Below are 14353 nucleotides of genomic sequence, written 5' to 3'. Positions count from 1 at the left end.
ATTGTATAAAAATTATTCGGCTGAAAATGAAAAATACTGCCTTAACATGGCATCTTTCCAGCATTTAAAAACCCATTCAAATACTGTAACTTCAGCCTATATTTGTTGGCATCAACAACAGCACTTTCCGTATACGGTTGTGGGTGGAGTGGGAGAATAGGGGATGATAAATAGACCTTAAAAATGATCAGGGCGATGTCTTGATCACTTCCGACGACCCACTTAAAACATAACCCGTTGCTCAATGCCCAACAGCTGCATTGGGCAACGGGTCATGCAGAAAATCCGCTAGGTGATGAATAACGACTTCCTACTTTGGTTTTTTATCTAAATGAACGCTATCCCTAGCTAAAATCATCAATACAGACAGGTTTGAATACGGACTTTCATCTCTAGGGCTTGTTGCACAATAAAGTTCTTCATCCAGTTCACCTGTTGTCCCATGGGATTCGTCTTAATGGCTGTACTCAAGAAGTCTAATTGCGGCTGGCTGAACAACTGAGTTTCAATGGCATCTGCAAGCTGAGCGCTATTGGCGGTCAGTGGCAGGCTTACCAGATAAAATGCCTTGGGATAGTTATAAAAGGCATAGAGCAAGTTAAAGGCTTTCTGATCGGCCTTTAAGTTTCCTGCACCAATTTCATAGCTGCGATCCTGATTGCTATGGGTGACCCCAATCAAAAAGTCTAAATGCTTATCCGAAAGTCTTAGTCCGAATTGCAGCCCAATCTGGTCGGCACTCAGTTCATGTTGCACAAAATTATTCAGGATCGAGCCATCATCATTCAAGGGTTCTTGCAATACCAGTAACTGTGCATTGTGCTGATAGATATGACCTGCAAGCTGCGCCTGTTCCAGGCGGGATTTAACGGATTCAAGAGTACGGTCTAGCGTATGCATAATTCAAAAAATACAGGAGATGGGAGAAAGTCTAAGTACTCTATGCAATTTTCAGCAAGAATGACATAGATGTGTTAGATGAATTAACAATCAGATTAGATTTTGTACATTTTAATGTTGGCTTGTGGTAAAGGGCGCATCTGGATAAAATAATAGAACATCATTTAAGTGAATCATTAATAAAAACTTATACTCTTTATTAGTTAAGCTTTATATGACAAATATGCATATCAATATAATAAAACAAGCAATAGATGTGATAACTAAATCTCTATAATGAATATATATATTTTTAAAAGTGTAATAAGTACACGTTGATCTGAGCTGGTGTTGTCAATGTCCATAACTGAGGAAAGACTTACTCATCTTAAACAGCTTGAAGCTGAGAGTATTCACATTATCCGTGAAGTGGCTGCCGAATTTGAAAATCCGGTCATGTTGTATTCTATTGGTAAAGATTCTGCAGTAATGCTGCATCTTGCTTTAAAAGCATTCTATCCTGCAAAACTTCCATTCCCGCTACTGCATGTAGACACGGGCTGGAAGTTCAAAGATATGATCAAATTCCGCGACAATATGGCGAAAACCCATGGTTTCGATTTGATCGTGCATCAAAACAAAGAAGGTAAAGACGCTGGAATCAACCCGTTTGATCACGGTAGTTCTAAATATACCGACATCATGAAAACCCAGGGCTTAAAACAGGCTTTGGATAAATACAAGTTCGATGCCGCTTTTGGTGGCGCGCGCCGTGATGAAGAAAAGTCACGTGCCAAAGAACGTGTATATTCATTCCGTGATACGAAGCACCGTTGGGATCCTAAAAACCAGCGTCCTGAACTTTGGAATCTTTACAACGGTAAAGTGAACAAAGGCGAAAGTATTCGTGTATTCCCGTTGTCAAACTGGACTGAGCTTGATATCTGGCAATATATCTACTTGGAAAGTATTCCATTAGTACCACTGTATTTGGCTGCAGAACGTCCTGTGGTTGAACGTAGTGGCACACTGATTATGGTTGATGATGAACGTATGCCTTTAAAAGAAGGTGAAGTTCCACAAATGAAATCGGTACGTTTCCGTACTTTAGGTTGTTACCCATTAACGGGTGCGGTTGAATCAACTGCCAATACCTTGCCGGAAATTATCCAGGAAATGCTTTTAGCCACCAGTTCTGAACGTCAAGGTCGTATGATTGACCATGATGAAGCAGGCTCGATGGAAAAGAAAAAGCAGGAAGGTTACTTCTAATTTAATCTCCCCCTAAAAATCTCCTTGCGTAGCAGTGCTACTCACCCTCTTTTCCAAAGAGGGGCTTAATAAAGGCGGAGCAAAGTCTCCCTTAACAAAGGGAGATTTAGAGGGATTAAGAAAGATTAAAAACCGATTTCAACGAATTTGTGGAGCTTTGAGCGATGTCTCATCAATCAGAATTGATTAGCCAGGATATCCTGGCGTATTTAAAACAACATGAAAATAAAGACCTGCTACGTTTTCTGACTTGCGGTAACGTGGATGACGGTAAATCGACTTTAATTGGTCGTTTGCTTTACGATTCAAAATTGATTTATGAAGATCAATTGCAAGCGGTAACCCGTGACTCTAAAAAAGTGGGTACAACAGGTGATGCGCCTGACTTGGCGCTTCTTGTAGATGGTTTGCAAGCTGAACGTGAGCAGGGGATTACCATTGATGTAGCTTACCGTTATTTCTCTACGGAAAAACGCAAGTTCATCATTGCCGATACTCCGGGACATGAGCAATATACCCGTAACATGGCGACAGGTGCTTCAACTTGTGACCTTGCGATCATCCTGATTGATGCGCGTTATGGTGTGCAAACTCAGACTCGTCGTCATACCTATATTGCAAGCTTGCTGGGTATTAAGAACATTATTGTTGCGATCAACAAAATGGACCTGGTTGAATTCTCTGAAGCGCGCTTCAATGAAATTCAAGCGGATTATGCTAACTTCGTGAGCCAATTGGGCGACCGTAAGCCAAGCAACATCATCTTTACGCCTATTTCTGCATTGAATGGCGATAACGTGGTGAACAAGTCTGAGAATACGCCTTGGTACACTGGCGAAACCTTAATGGGTACGCTTGAGTCTGTTGAAATTAACCGTGATACCGCGAAACGTGATTTCCGTTTCCCTGTGCAGTATGTCAACCGTCCTAACCTCGACTTCCGTGGTTTCGCAGGTACGATTGCGCTGGGTGAAATTAACGTAGGCGATAAAGTTGTTGCGTTACCATCGGGTAAATCTTCAACCGTTAAAGAAATCGTCACTTTTGATGGCAACCTTGAACATGCATTTGCGGGTCAAGCGGTGACATTAACGCTGAACGATGAAATTGACGTATCACGCGGTAATATGTTGATCCGTGCAGATCAGGGTATTCCTGCTATTTCACGTTCGGTTAAAGCGACTGTGGTCTGGATGGCGGATCAACCGCTAGTGATTGGCAAGCTGTATAATATCAAGATTGGTACGCAAACGGTGCCTGCCAAAGTGACTGGTATTAACTTCCGTACCAATGTGAATACGCTTGAGCAAATGCAAGTGGATCACCTTGAGTTGAATGCGATTGCCAATGTGACTGTTGAATTTGATGCGCCAGTGGTATTTGACCGTTATCAAGACAGCCGTTACACAGGTTCGTTTATCTTCATTGATCGTTTGAACAACGTAACGATTGGTGCTGGTATGGTGGAAGAGTCAGTTGAATGGACTGCACATAGCAACCCTGTAACTGCGGAAGACCGTGCGGCACGTTTGGGTCAAAAACCTGCGTCAATTACTGTGTCTGCTAAAGCATTGGAAAATGCGCAAGCGCTTGAAAACTTGTTATTGCAACAAGGTATTGTGGCGATTGCGAAAGCTGATCTTGATGCTGCTCAAGTTGCACTTCTTCGTGAAACTGGTATTGCAGTTATTACTACTGTTGCGGAAGGTACAGATGTAAGCTTCGCGCAAGAGTCGGTTGAAGAATTGGCTGAGAAAATTGTGGAATTGGTTCGTCTTTAATAGATTAAACTGATTTAAAAAACCTGCCGAAAGGCGGGTTTTTTATGTAGAATATTAAAATTAAATTTTTGATAATCATAATAATGAATGAATTCTTAGTCTTTTTGAAAACTAATCAAAGTTTAATTGCATTATGCACAGTATTAGTGACTATAGTATTCAGTTTATTAACGGTCAGACATAATAGAAAAAGTCGAGAACTCCAGCTTAAACTTAATATTTTCATGAATTTGGCAGAGAATATTGATTCAGCATTGTATAAGTTGAAACATCCAATTTATGTAGCAATTAATGAAAATATTGAATTACCTATTGAATTTTTTCAGAGTCTTACAAAAGTAAAAATGGTTTTGCATCTTGACTCTTTGGAGATAGTGAATAGATGGGAGAATACCTATATATCTATTTATTTCCAAATGATTGAGTTGGGTTACGCAATTATTGATATAAAAAGTGAGATTTCTGCAATTGACCCTATAATTAATAATTTTGAAAATGAAATAATTTTTTTACAGCAAAAATATTATGATGCATTTGTTAAAGGGGACATGAATGCTACACAACGAGCTTTGGAACACAAAAAAGCTGTTAGTAATTTAAAAAAAGAATATGTAGATGAAAGGCTAAAGTTAATTTTAAAAAGATGTGAATTGGAAGATATAGCAAATATTAAACTTTTTGAATTAAAAGGAGAGATGGCCAAAGTTAATATAGATTTACTTAATGCTTTTCGTTCAGAATTAGGATTAAAAAGTGTGAAGTTCAATGAAGCAGAACATAATAAGGTTATCAATGAATGGAGAGATAAGCTTAAAGATTTGATAAAGCTTAGTAAAGAAGCATTATAAATATGAAAGTTCTTCTTTAATGTAAAACTTTTCTAAAATTCTTAAATGGAATGGAAGGATCAAAACACTTTGAGTTTATATAATTAATATTAACTGAATTCTTAAAATAGCTTCATAACAATTTAAAAAATTCAAAATTGAAATATTAAACATAAATTTTTTTTAATAATTTTGATATGTTATTAGAAAATATACATAAAAAGTCTCATTATTATATTGGAGTAGGATAAAAATTGAAGGAATTTAGAGGTCATCTAAATCTAAAATAATTAAAAAATAGAGGTGACTAAAATTTTAAAAATATATTAAGATATATCTTAATGGTTTTTGAGGTATGTCTTAGCTATGCCAAATTCAGACCTTCTCGCAGTTAGCGAAAGTCCTGTTAAAATCCGAAAACGCCTGTTTGAAGCAGGCGAAATGAAGCTCTTGGTGCTGCACTTTATTGCCCAATCCCCAAAGTTTAGCTATGACATTATTAAAGATGTGGCATCACTGGTCGGGGGGAACTATAAGCCGAGTACAGGTACCATCTGCCCGACCATCAACTATCTTGAAGAACATCACTACGCAGAAGTAAAGCTGAGTGTGGATGATCGTAAGCAATACCGTATTACGACTACAGGTCTTCAATATCTTGAAGAGAATCAAGAAACAGTAAAAAAAATTCTCGACCGCTTTAACACACGAAAAAAAATCCAGAACGATGAACAGTATGTCGATATCAAACGTGCGATGGAAAATCTAAAAACTTCCTTACGCCTGAAAATTCAGCATAGTGAAATCACGTCTGAACAGGTCCGCGAAATTGCAGAAAAGATCGATCAGGCCGCTGTAAACATCGCTCGAATGTAATCACCGACATTTGAAAAGACTCCAATCATCTGTAAAAAAGCCAACCTCAGAACGAAGTATATAGGTCAATTATGCAAAACCATCTTCCAAAATTTCACCCCAAACATTTAGCGTGGCTGATGCCTCTGTTTTTATCTGGCATCATGAGCGGCGCGATTTCATGCTTTAACATGATTATTAATAAAGGTTTGGTGGATGGCTTCTTTTCCCTGTGGCTACATGCATGGAGCTTGTCATGGCTAATGGCATTTCCACTGATTCTGGTCGTGTTGCCATTAGTACGTAAATTTCTGATGCAATTTGTAGAAATGCCAAACCAATCTTCCGATTAAGATGTATTTATTGCTGTGATGGTACAAGTTCAGACATAAGTTTGAGTTGGCTTCAAACCATGAATTATCTATGTTCAAATAGAGCGGTAAATTTAAAAAGTAATGAATTAGATCAGGAAGAAACTATGTCACAAGCGACTATGCAACAAGTCATCATCACAGAACCGGGCGGCGTGGATAAACTCGCTTACGAAACTGTTGCAGTACCTGAAGCTAAAGCAGATGAAGTCTTGGTAAAAGTGCATGCCTTTGGCATTAACCGTCCCGACATTTTGCAGCGCCAAGGTTTATATCCAATGCCTAAAGGGGTAACGCCTGTGCCGGGTCTGGAAGTGGCAGGTGAAGTGGTAGCCATTGGTGCCGATGTTACCCAGTTTAAAGTCGGCGACAAGGTTTGCGGTTTAACCAATGGCGGTGGATATGCGGAATATTGTGTGGTGCCAGAAAGCCAGACTTTGAATATCCCAGATGGCGTGAGCTTTGTGCAGGCTGCGGCCATTCCTGAAACTTTCTTTACCGTATGGGCGAATGTATTCCAGATGGGTCAAGCTAAAGCAGGGGAAACTGTACTGGTACATGGCGGAACCAGCGGGATCGGGACTACTGCTTTAATGCTGTGTAAATCGCTTGGCATCAAAACTTTTGCCACTGTGGGTTCAGATGAAAAAGTTGCAGCGATTTCTGATTTAACCACGGCTATTAATTATAAAACTCAAGATTTCGAGCAAGTGATTAACGAGCAAACCGACAATGGCGGTGTCGATGTGATTTTAGATATGGTGGGTGCGCCATATCTGGAAAAAAACCTGAACTTGTTGCGTCGTGATGGTCGTCTGGTCTATATCGCTTTCTTGGGTGGGGCAAAAGCCAAAGAGGTGAAACTGGGTCAAATTATGATGAAACGTTTGACCATTACCGGTTCAACCATGCGTGCGCGTAACACTGCGGAAAAAGCTGAAATTGCTCAAGGCTTACAAGCAACGGTTGCGCCGCTATGGGCAAAAGGTGAATGCTTGCCTATGATTTATAAAACTTTCAAGTTTGACCAGATTCAGGATGCACATGCGCTGATGGATACTGGTGAACATATCGGTAAAGTCGTGGTGGAAATCATCTAACCATTCCAGCTTCAAATAAAATAAAAGCCAACAGATGTTGGCTTTTATTTTGCATGTAATAAAAAATGATAAGTAATTTAAATTAATGTATAGAAAAAACGTCATAAAGTTTAAAAAATGGTAAAAAATGTCGATTGTTCGACACAACCTGTCAGAACCAGAAGGTAGATTAAACTTTAAAATAATCCGACTGAAGTGATTGGTATTAATTTAAATGTCATGTAATAAAAGGAAGTCTATTATGAAAATAGTTTCAGCTCCTTATACATCTGAACATGGTTTACGTGCCTTGAAAAGATTGCATAAGGCCATTATTTGCAATCAGGTATTGCCTTCTAATTTGCATCAGTTTTATAAAGCTATGCTGCATCTGGAACGTTATGTTGAACGCCTAAATGGTAAAGGCAAAAAAAGCCGTCGGAGACGTGCGGTTAAATAACCGTTTCAAGCAAATCTATTAGCCTTAAGTTGGAGAAAATAGCCAGAAACACGTTTTTAATTGACGGTATAATTTTTTCATAATTGAATAATTTTACGCGATTTAAGCGTTGTGCTGCAAAGTACAAAGAGGGGTTTTATGAAGGGTAATCCTTCAACACATGAGCGTCTTGCAGAACGTTTGGCCCGTATATTGACGAAGCTTAATGTAGGACATCAGCTGAGCGTACACGAATTGGCGCTTGAATTTCGGGTCAGTAGCCGAACCATAGAGCGTGATTTTGATCGTTTAAATTCTTATCTTCCACTTATTCATGACACTAAAACCAAAAAGTTTTACCTGGATTCTTCCTATTTAGGACGCTTTAAATTACAGGATATTCAAAATTTTGCCCAGTTGTCTGGCATTCAGAATCTTTATCCCTCTTTAGATATCTCTTTTTTAAGAGAACTGTTCGATAATCGGTCCAGTCTGGTTTTTTCTGCCAAAGGCTACAATTTTGAAGATAACACGCAGTATGCGGAACATTTCAAGTTGCTCACTGGCAGTATTCAAAAAAGACAGCAAATTGCTTTGTTTTACAGGGATCAAATGCGGGTGGTAAAACCGTATCGCTTAATTCATCACATGGGCAACTGGTATCTGGCGGCTGTACGCAAGCAGGAACTGCGTGTTTACCGTCTAGGACGTATTGAAAAAATTATCTGTAGTCATCAACTTGCACGGTTTGAACATGATCAGGCTGTACTACAGCAATTAAAAGATGAGGATGGTATTTGGTTTCAGCACCAAAAACAGGAAGTGGTTTTATCTGTGCATCCAGATGCTGCGATTTATTTTAAGCAACGCCGAATTTTTCCGGAACAAATGATTTTAGAGGAATCGCAAACAGGGGAATTGCTGATTAGCTGTCAGATTCGGCATCAGAAAGAATTGCATCCATTGGTGCGTTATTGGGTGCCCTATCTGAAAATTTTACAGCCGGCACATTTGCAACAAGAGCTGGATGCAGGTTTGCAAGGCTATTTGCAACGCAATGCTTAAACTGAGGCAAGGATGATTTTTTTGATCATTCTGAGAGGGTTGTCTGCCTAAACTAAATTTCAGGCATAAAAAAACCAGCTTAACGCTGGGTTCTTTATTGCACCATTTCAAGAAGTATTAAAATGGTGCCCGAGGCCAGACTCGAACTGGCACGCTTTGTGGGCGGGGGATTTTAAATCCCCTGTGTCTACCGATTTCACCACTCGGGCTTTACAAGATTGGAGGCGGAGGTCGGAATCGAACCGGCGTACACGGAGTTGCAGTCCGCTGCATGACCACTCTGCCACCCCGCCATCTCTTGTTGCTGCGTATATTATCAAGCCCTGAAAAAAAAACAATAGTAGATTTATGCAGATGTGCAGAAAAGCAGCATATAACGGAAAATATTTAAAATATTCATGTAGAATGTGCGAAATTGATTCATATCAACACTTGGGAGAAGTGCCGTGGCATTAGTTTTAGATGGTCGTGCATTGGCAAAGCAAATTGAAGCTGATTTGTTAACTCGCGTAGAAGCGTTAAAGGCAAAATCAGGTCGTACTCCAATCCTTGCGACTATTTTGGTGGGTGACGATGGCGCATCTGCAACTTATGTACGTATGAAAGGAAATGCTTGCCGTCGTGTCGGTATGGATTCATTAAAAGTTGAGTTAGGCAAAGAAACCACAACTGAACAGCTGCTGGCTGAAATTGAAAAATTAAATGCCAATCCTGATGTTCACGGTATTTTGCTTCAGCACCCAGTTCCAGCGCAAATTGATGAGCGTGCATGCTTTGATGCCATTTCACTGGCAAAAGACGTTGATGGCGTAACTTGCTTAGGTTTCGGCCGTATGGCAATGGGCGAAGCAGCATATGGTTCTGCGACTCCTGCAGGCATCATGACTATTTTGAAAGAAAACAACATCGAAATCGCAGGTAAAAATGCGGTAGTTGTGGGTCGTTCTGCGATTTTGGGTAAACCAATGGCTGCAATGCTGCTTGAAGCAAATGCGACTGTGACCATCTGTCATTCACGTACACAAGATCTTGCAAGCTTTGTTAAACAAGCAGACATTATTGTCGGTGCAGTAGGTAAAGCTGAACTGATTCAAAAAGACTGGATTAAACCAGGTGCTGTGGTTGTTGATGCTGGTTTCCACCCACGTGATGGCGGCGGTGTCGGTGATATCCAATTGGTAGGTATTGAAGAAGTGGCTTCTGCGTATACACCTGTTCCAGGTGGTGTAGGCCCTATGACCATTACCACTTTGATTCGTCAAACGGTTGAAGCTGCTGAGAAGGCTTTAGGTTAATGCCTATATCTCCTTCTCTTGCGCCGTATACGGCTCAGGGAGAAGGCTGGGATGAGGGGCTTTTTAACCTCTCCCTAACCCTCTCCTTGAAGGAGAGGGGATTTTCACTGTGAATTAATATTTATGTTTGAAAAAAAAGTATTTCTTCACTTCAGAAATCTAAAACGAATAAAAATTCAATGAGCTGTACTTTCCAATTTCCCAAAGCGCCAGAACATCTTATTCAAGCCTTACATGAGGTGATCCCCGGTTGTGACTTAATGGCGCAGCAATTGCCTGAAACCCCAATTTCACTGTGGCTGATTCCTCCTGTATTTCCCACCGATCGCTTGGATGATGAGGTGATTCGCCGTATCTGGAACGATACGCCATACTGGATTTTCTGCTGGGCCTCTGGTTTGGCGATGGCACAGTGGCTCTTAGCTGAACCGCATCATGTTAAAGACAAGGTTGTTCTGGACTTTGGTGCTGGATCGGGCGTGGTCGCAATTGCCGCAAAAATGGCAGGCGCTAAGCGGGTGATCTGTTGTGATATAGATCAAGTCAGTCTGGATGCCTGTCGTGCCAATGCAGAATTGAATGATGTCGAACTGGAATATCTGGATGATCTGTATAAAGCAGAACAGGTTGATGTACTGTTAGCTGCAGATGTTTTATATGACCAATGTAATCGTTTTTTTCTGGATGAATTCCTAAAATTTGCACCAGAAGTGTGGGTGGCAGACAGCCGGGTGAAAAACTTTAGTCATCCAAAATATGAAAAACTGGATGAACGTAGTGCCACGACTTGGCCAGACTTAGATGAGTCGCCAGAATTCCGTAATGTCAGTTTCTATAAGACGCTATAAATAGCGTCTTATTTATTTTTAGCGGTAGTTTTAAATTTTAAGAACAGGTGTAGCGAACCACACTTAATGTACTTGGACGTGCATCTAAAGATTGACGCATTGCCATATTTTCACTGTTATATAAATCTGGGGTATTGCTGAGACTCACGCTGGTACGGCTTTGTCCCAGTTGTCGACCATATTGGGGTGTTTGTATTTCCGGATTGGCGATTTCACTAATGCTTAAAATAGTTAATTTATATTGTTTATTTAAGCCCAATACTTTTTGGCAGGCGCGTTGTAATTTCTGCTCATCGATTTTCTGGTTTTGACGAACAGCCAAAGTATAAGCCAGTGTTGCACGATCCGCCGACTGGCTTTCAATCTGATAGCCGACACTACCATTGTATTGGCGCGGAGTACTTTGACAAGCACTAAGTCCAAGTGCGATCAAACCTAAACCTAGCAATTTATATCTCTTGTTCATCTTCAAAAGTTCCCGGCGTTATTATTCCATTCAGTATGCCATAAGCCCGTTTTTTTAACGATCTTGGCGTGCTGTATATCCCATAAAAAAGCTTTCCAAATGTGACCATCTGAAAAGCTTGTGAGCTGCTGCTTGAACTGGATTAAATCGACTTAATCATCGGTAATCATGCTGTGTTTTTTGGTGTCTTTCATAAAGATATAAGTAATTAAAGACAAGCCAATCATGAAGGTAATGTAGTAGAAGAAGTAGTTTTCATGACCTGCATTTTTAAAGCTGAGCGCAACCAGTTCTGCAGTACCACCAAACAATGTATTGGCAATCGCATAAGGAAGCGCTACACCCAAGGCACGAATATGTGGCGGGAACAATTCGGCTTTGACTACAGCATTAATTGCAGTATAGCCAGTCACAATCACCATACCACTCATACATAGCATGAAGGCTGTAGTTGGATTGGTAGTCGAACCTAAACCATTGAAGATTGGAATGGTGAACAATACGCCCAGAATACCAAAAGTAATCATAATTGGCTTACGGCCAATTTTATCTGACAATGCACCAACAGCCGGTTGTAACAGCATAAAGATAAAGATCGCTGCTGTGGTAATTTCAGTGGCTGTAGTTTTTTCGAAGCCTGAAGTATTGACCAGATATTTTTGCAAATAGGTGGTAAATGTATTGAAAGCAAGCGTACCACCAGCAGTCAACATAATCACGGTAAAGGCTTGTTTAGGATATTTGGTAAATAATGCTAAAGCACTCGATTTAGGACCACCTGTTTTCGCCTGTTCTTGAGCCTGTTTGGAAGATTGAGTTTCAACCAGACCGCGACGAATCCAGAATACCACAACGGCAAGCAATGCGCCAATCAAAAAGGGAATACGCCAGCCCCATTCAGTCAGCTGGGCTTCAGTTAAAGTGCGTTGCAGAATGATCAGTACGCAAAGCGCAATCAGCTGACCTGAAATTAAAGTTACATACTGGAAACTTGAGAAGAAACCACGGTGATTTTTACCTGCCATTTCGGTGAGGTAAGTTGCACTTGAACCATATTCACCACCGACACTTAAACCTTGCAATAAGCGAGCGAATAACAGTAAAGCTGGAGCCAGCATGCCTACAGACGAGTATGTGGGTGCACAGGCAATGATCAGTGAGCCTACACACATTAAAGATACAGACAGGGTTAAACCTGCTTTACGGCCTTTGCGGTCAGCGTAAATCCCCATAATCCATGCGCCAATGGGACGCATAAGAAAACCCAGCGCAAATACTGCAGCTGCCTGTAGCAGTTTTACAGTGTCATCACCTTCGGGGAAGAACTGAGAAGCAAAATATAAAGTGAATGCGGCATAGACATACCAGTCATACCATTCAACCAGGTTACCTGCAGAGCCACCGAGGATAGATTTAAAACGAGTTTTTCTATCAAGTTGCGAAGCTGCAACCTGAGGAGATGAATCTGTCACAACAATTCTCCAAAAATTGTTGGCAAAACACATCCTTTTAAATTCTTCGAGGTGAAAAATTTAAAAACATATATTTTAATGTGGAAGATAGAAATAAATTTTTACAAGTACGTTATACGCTGATGTTTGCGCTTCTTCATTCGACTTTAGTCGAGTGGGTGTTTTGATTTTGACCGTTTAGTACTAACTAACTGCTTATTTTTATTCAAAAGTATAGGTAAATAAAAAAGCCTTTCTGTCTAGGAAAGGCTTTTAAAAAATGACTTTGGATTAGTGTTCCTTAATTTCGGAATGGTGTTTGGTATCTTTCATAAAGATATAAACCATCAATGAGATCGAAATTAAAATGGTCACATAAATAAAGAACCAGGACTCATGTCCTGCTTCCTTAAAGCTGAGTGCGAAAAATTCGGCTGTACCCCCAAACAGTGTATTGGCAAGGGCATAGGGCAGTGCTACCCCTAAGGCACGAATATGCGCAGGAAATAATTCTGCTTTGACGACTGCATTAATAGAGGTATAACCAGTGACAATAATTAGCCCTGCCAGACACAGCCAAAAGGCTGTCCAGTAGTCATGGGTCTGGCCTAATCGATCAAATAAAAAGTAGGTAAATAAGACACCCAATACCCCAAAGGCAATCATCAGCGGTTTGCGTCCAATTTTATCCGATAAAGCTCCGGCAAAAGGTTGTAAACACATGAAAATAAACAGGGCGAGGGTGGTAATCTGAGTGGCTTCAGGTTTGCTAAAGCCAGAAGTATTTACCAGGTATTTTTGCAGATAGGTGGTATAGGTATAGAAGGCCACCGTACCGCCTGCAGTTAAAAATAGCACCGTAAAGGCCTGTTTGGGATAATGTTTGAACAGGGCAAACATACTGGATTGGGGCTGGTTTTGATCTTTTTGTGCATTTTTAAAAGATTGGGTCTCTAACAGCCCGCGGCGGATATAAAACACCACAATGGCCAAGCAGGCACCAATAAAGAAAGGAATACGCCAGCCCCAGTCATGCAGCTGTTCTTCAGTCAGTACAAACTGCAAAATCAGCAGTACGCAGAGTGCTGTCAGCTGACCTGCAATCAGGGTCACATACTGAAAACTGGAGAAAAAACCGCGCCGGTTTCTTTCAGCCATTTCACTTAAATAAGTGGCGCTGGCACCGTATTCGCCACCCACACTCAGGCCTTGAATTAAGCGTGCCACCACTAGAATGATAGGGGCAAATATTCCAATCTGGTCATGGGTGGGAGATATCGCAATCATCAGAGAACCAATACACATCAGGGTCACAGAAAGCGTCAGACCGGATTTTCGTCCTTTTTTATCCGAGTAAATCCCCATAATCCAGGCACCAATCGGCCGCATTAAAAAGCCGACTGCGAAGATGGCCGCGGCTTGGAGGAGTTGTGCTGTTTGACTGCCTTTGGGGAAGAATGCATGGGCAAAATATAAGGTAAACGCGGCATAGACATACCAGTCATACCATTCCACCAGATTACCCGCTGAACCGCCAAGAATGGATTTGACCCGGGTTTTGGTATCTAAATTTACTTGAGCAATATTTGGTTCAATCATGTCTGCAAGTCCATTTTGTTATTGTTTTTTAATATTAGAACAATTGTGTTAGCGACATAAGCCGATGATTTTTTTGTTTTGTATGAAAAGTGTGCGGAATTTAAGTACTTGAAAATGAAGTAGTTG

14 protein-coding genes and 2 tRNA genes are annotated in these 14353 nt (G+C 40.7%); 10 read left to right on the top strand and 6 right to left on the bottom strand.

Annotated elements, in window-relative coordinates; genetic code table 11:
- Positions 1-357 precede the first annotated feature (357 nt).
- Positions 358-900 carry a hypothetical protein gene (locus B9T26_RS05405; RefSeq protein WP_086198722.1) on the bottom strand — a complete coding sequence of 181 codons (543 nt, stop codon included), beginning with the start codon at positions 898-900 and terminating at the stop codon, positions 358-360.
- A gap of 342 nt (positions 901-1242) precedes the next feature.
- Here B9T26_RS05405 and cysD point away from each other — a divergent pair, with 342 nt between their 5' ends.
- The 8 genes from cysD to B9T26_RS05365 all read left to right on the top strand — a co-directional run bounded on the left by cysD (position 1243) and on the right by B9T26_RS05365 (position 8568).
- Complete coding sequence (gene cysD / locus B9T26_RS05400; protein ID WP_171262945.1) at positions 1243-2151, top strand: sulfate adenylyltransferase subunit CysD; 909 nt, start codon at positions 1243-1245, stop codon at positions 2149-2151.
- Positions 2152-2315: 164 nt separating this feature from the next.
- Entirely contained in the window at positions 2316-3932 is a 1617-nt protein-coding gene (gene cysN, locus B9T26_RS05395) for a sulfate adenylyltransferase subunit CysN (RefSeq protein WP_086198720.1), read from the top strand.
- A gap of 224 nt (positions 3933-4156) precedes the next feature.
- Positions 4157-4780, top strand: a complete 624-nt coding sequence (locus tag B9T26_RS05390) for a hypothetical protein (protein WP_143222993.1) — start codon at positions 4157-4159, stop codon at positions 4778-4780.
- Positions 4781-5125: 345 nt separating this feature from the next.
- Complete coding sequence (locus B9T26_RS05385; protein ID WP_086198718.1) at positions 5126-5635, top strand: PadR family transcriptional regulator; 510 nt, start codon at positions 5126-5128, stop codon at positions 5633-5635.
- A gap of 71 nt (positions 5636-5706) precedes the next feature.
- A complete protein-coding gene (locus B9T26_RS05380) occupies positions 5707-5967 on the top strand; it encodes a DUF2798 domain-containing protein (protein ID WP_086198717.1) in 261 nt (86 codons plus the stop codon).
- Between the two features lie 125 nt (positions 5968-6092).
- On the top strand, positions 6093-7085 hold the full coding sequence (locus tag B9T26_RS05375; protein WP_086198716.1) for an NAD(P)H-quinone oxidoreductase: 993 nt from the start codon (positions 6093-6095) through the stop codon (positions 7083-7085).
- A gap of 241 nt (positions 7086-7326) precedes the next feature.
- Positions 7327-7524, top strand: coding sequence for a hypothetical protein (locus B9T26_RS05370; protein ID WP_086198715.1), 198 nt, complete (start codon positions 7327-7329; stop codon positions 7522-7524).
- A 138-nt stretch (positions 7525-7662) separates the two neighbouring features.
- The gene (locus B9T26_RS05365; RefSeq protein WP_086198714.1) at positions 7663-8568 is read left to right on the top strand and encodes a helix-turn-helix transcriptional regulator; all 906 of its coding nucleotides are present in this window, start codon (positions 7663-7665) and stop codon (positions 8566-8568) included.
- Between the two features lie 123 nt (positions 8569-8691).
- Here B9T26_RS05365 and B9T26_RS05360 read toward each other — a convergent pair.
- Both B9T26_RS05360 and B9T26_RS05355 read right to left on the bottom strand, forming a co-directional pair.
- Positions 8692-8777, bottom strand: a tRNA-Leu gene (locus B9T26_RS05360).
- A 10-nt stretch (positions 8778-8787) separates the two neighbouring features.
- Positions 8788-8861: transfer RNA gene (locus tag B9T26_RS05355), tRNA-Cys, on the bottom strand.
- A 153-nt stretch (positions 8862-9014) separates the two neighbouring features.
- Between B9T26_RS05355 and folD the strand changes: the two genes are divergently transcribed.
- Both folD and B9T26_RS05345 read left to right on the top strand, forming a co-directional pair.
- Complete coding sequence (gene folD, locus B9T26_RS05350) at positions 9015-9863, top strand: bifunctional methylenetetrahydrofolate dehydrogenase/methenyltetrahydrofolate cyclohydrolase FolD (RefSeq protein ID WP_086198713.1); 849 nt, start codon at positions 9015-9017, stop codon at positions 9861-9863.
- A 179-nt stretch (positions 9864-10042) separates the two neighbouring features.
- Complete coding sequence (locus tag B9T26_RS05345) at positions 10043-10711, top strand: class I SAM-dependent methyltransferase (protein ID WP_086198712.1); 669 nt, start codon at positions 10043-10045, stop codon at positions 10709-10711.
- A 37-nt stretch (positions 10712-10748) separates the two neighbouring features.
- Here the strand turns inward: B9T26_RS05345 and B9T26_RS05340 are convergent, their stop codons facing one another.
- The 3 genes from B9T26_RS05340 to B9T26_RS05330 all read right to left on the bottom strand — a co-directional run bounded on the left by B9T26_RS05340 (position 10749) and on the right by B9T26_RS05330 (position 14227).
- Entirely contained in the window at positions 10749-11177 is a 429-nt protein-coding gene (locus B9T26_RS05340) for a hypothetical protein (protein ID WP_086198711.1), read from the bottom strand.
- Between the two features lie 152 nt (positions 11178-11329).
- Positions 11330-12649: an MFS transporter gene (locus tag B9T26_RS05335; RefSeq protein ID WP_086198710.1), complete on the bottom strand. Its 1320-nt coding sequence runs from the start codon at positions 12647-12649 to the stop codon at positions 11330-11332.
- A 270-nt stretch (positions 12650-12919) separates the two neighbouring features.
- Positions 12920-14227 (bottom strand): MFS transporter, encoded by a 1308-nt coding sequence (locus B9T26_RS05330; RefSeq protein ID WP_086198709.1) that lies wholly within the window; start codon positions 14225-14227, stop codon positions 12920-12922.
- Positions 14228-14353: the final 126 nt, after the last annotated feature.

The sequence above is a fragment of the Acinetobacter sp. ANC 4169 genome (assembly GCF_002135355.1).
Classification (GTDB): Bacteria; Pseudomonadota; Gammaproteobacteria; order Pseudomonadales; family Moraxellaceae; genus Acinetobacter.
Note: the sequence above shows the minus strand (reverse complement) of the source record. Positions and strands in the feature narration are given on the sequence as shown.

Bases quoted from the DNA above. Each gene is read 5' to 3' on its own strand.
- B9T26_RS05375 (WP_086198716.1), top strand. From the start codon at position 6,093: ATGTCACAAGCGACTATGCAACAAGTCATCATCACAGAACCGGGCGGC.
- B9T26_RS05340 (WP_086198711.1), bottom strand. From the start codon at position 11,177: ATGAACAAGAGATATAAATTGCTAGGTTTAGGTTTGATCGCACTTGGA.
- B9T26_RS05405 (WP_086198722.1), bottom strand. From the start codon at position 900: ATGCATACGCTAGACCGTACTCTTGAATCCGTTAAATCCCGCCTGGAA.
- B9T26_RS05345 (WP_086198712.1), top strand. From the start codon at position 10,043: ATGAGCTGTACTTTCCAATTTCCCAAAGCGCCAGAACATCTTATTCAA.
- B9T26_RS05365 (WP_086198714.1), top strand. From the start codon at position 7,663: ATGAAGGGTAATCCTTCAACACATGAGCGTCTTGCAGAACGTTTGGCC.
- B9T26_RS05330 (WP_086198709.1), bottom strand. From the start codon at position 14,227: ATGATTGAACCAAATATTGCTCAAGTAAATTTAGATACCAAAACCCGG.
- B9T26_RS05380 (WP_086198717.1), top strand. From the start codon at position 5,707: ATGCAAAACCATCTTCCAAAATTTCACCCCAAACATTTAGCGTGGCTG.
- B9T26_RS05370 (WP_086198715.1), top strand. From the start codon at position 7,327: ATGAAAATAGTTTCAGCTCCTTATACATCTGAACATGGTTTACGTGCC.
- B9T26_RS05385 (WP_086198718.1), top strand. From the start codon at position 5,126: ATGCCAAATTCAGACCTTCTCGCAGTTAGCGAAAGTCCTGTTAAAATC.
- cysN (WP_086198720.1), top strand. From the start codon at position 2,316: ATGTCTCATCAATCAGAATTGATTAGCCAGGATATCCTGGCGTATTTA.
- B9T26_RS05390 (WP_143222993.1), top strand. From the start codon at position 4,157: ATGAATTTGGCAGAGAATATTGATTCAGCATTGTATAAGTTGAAACAT.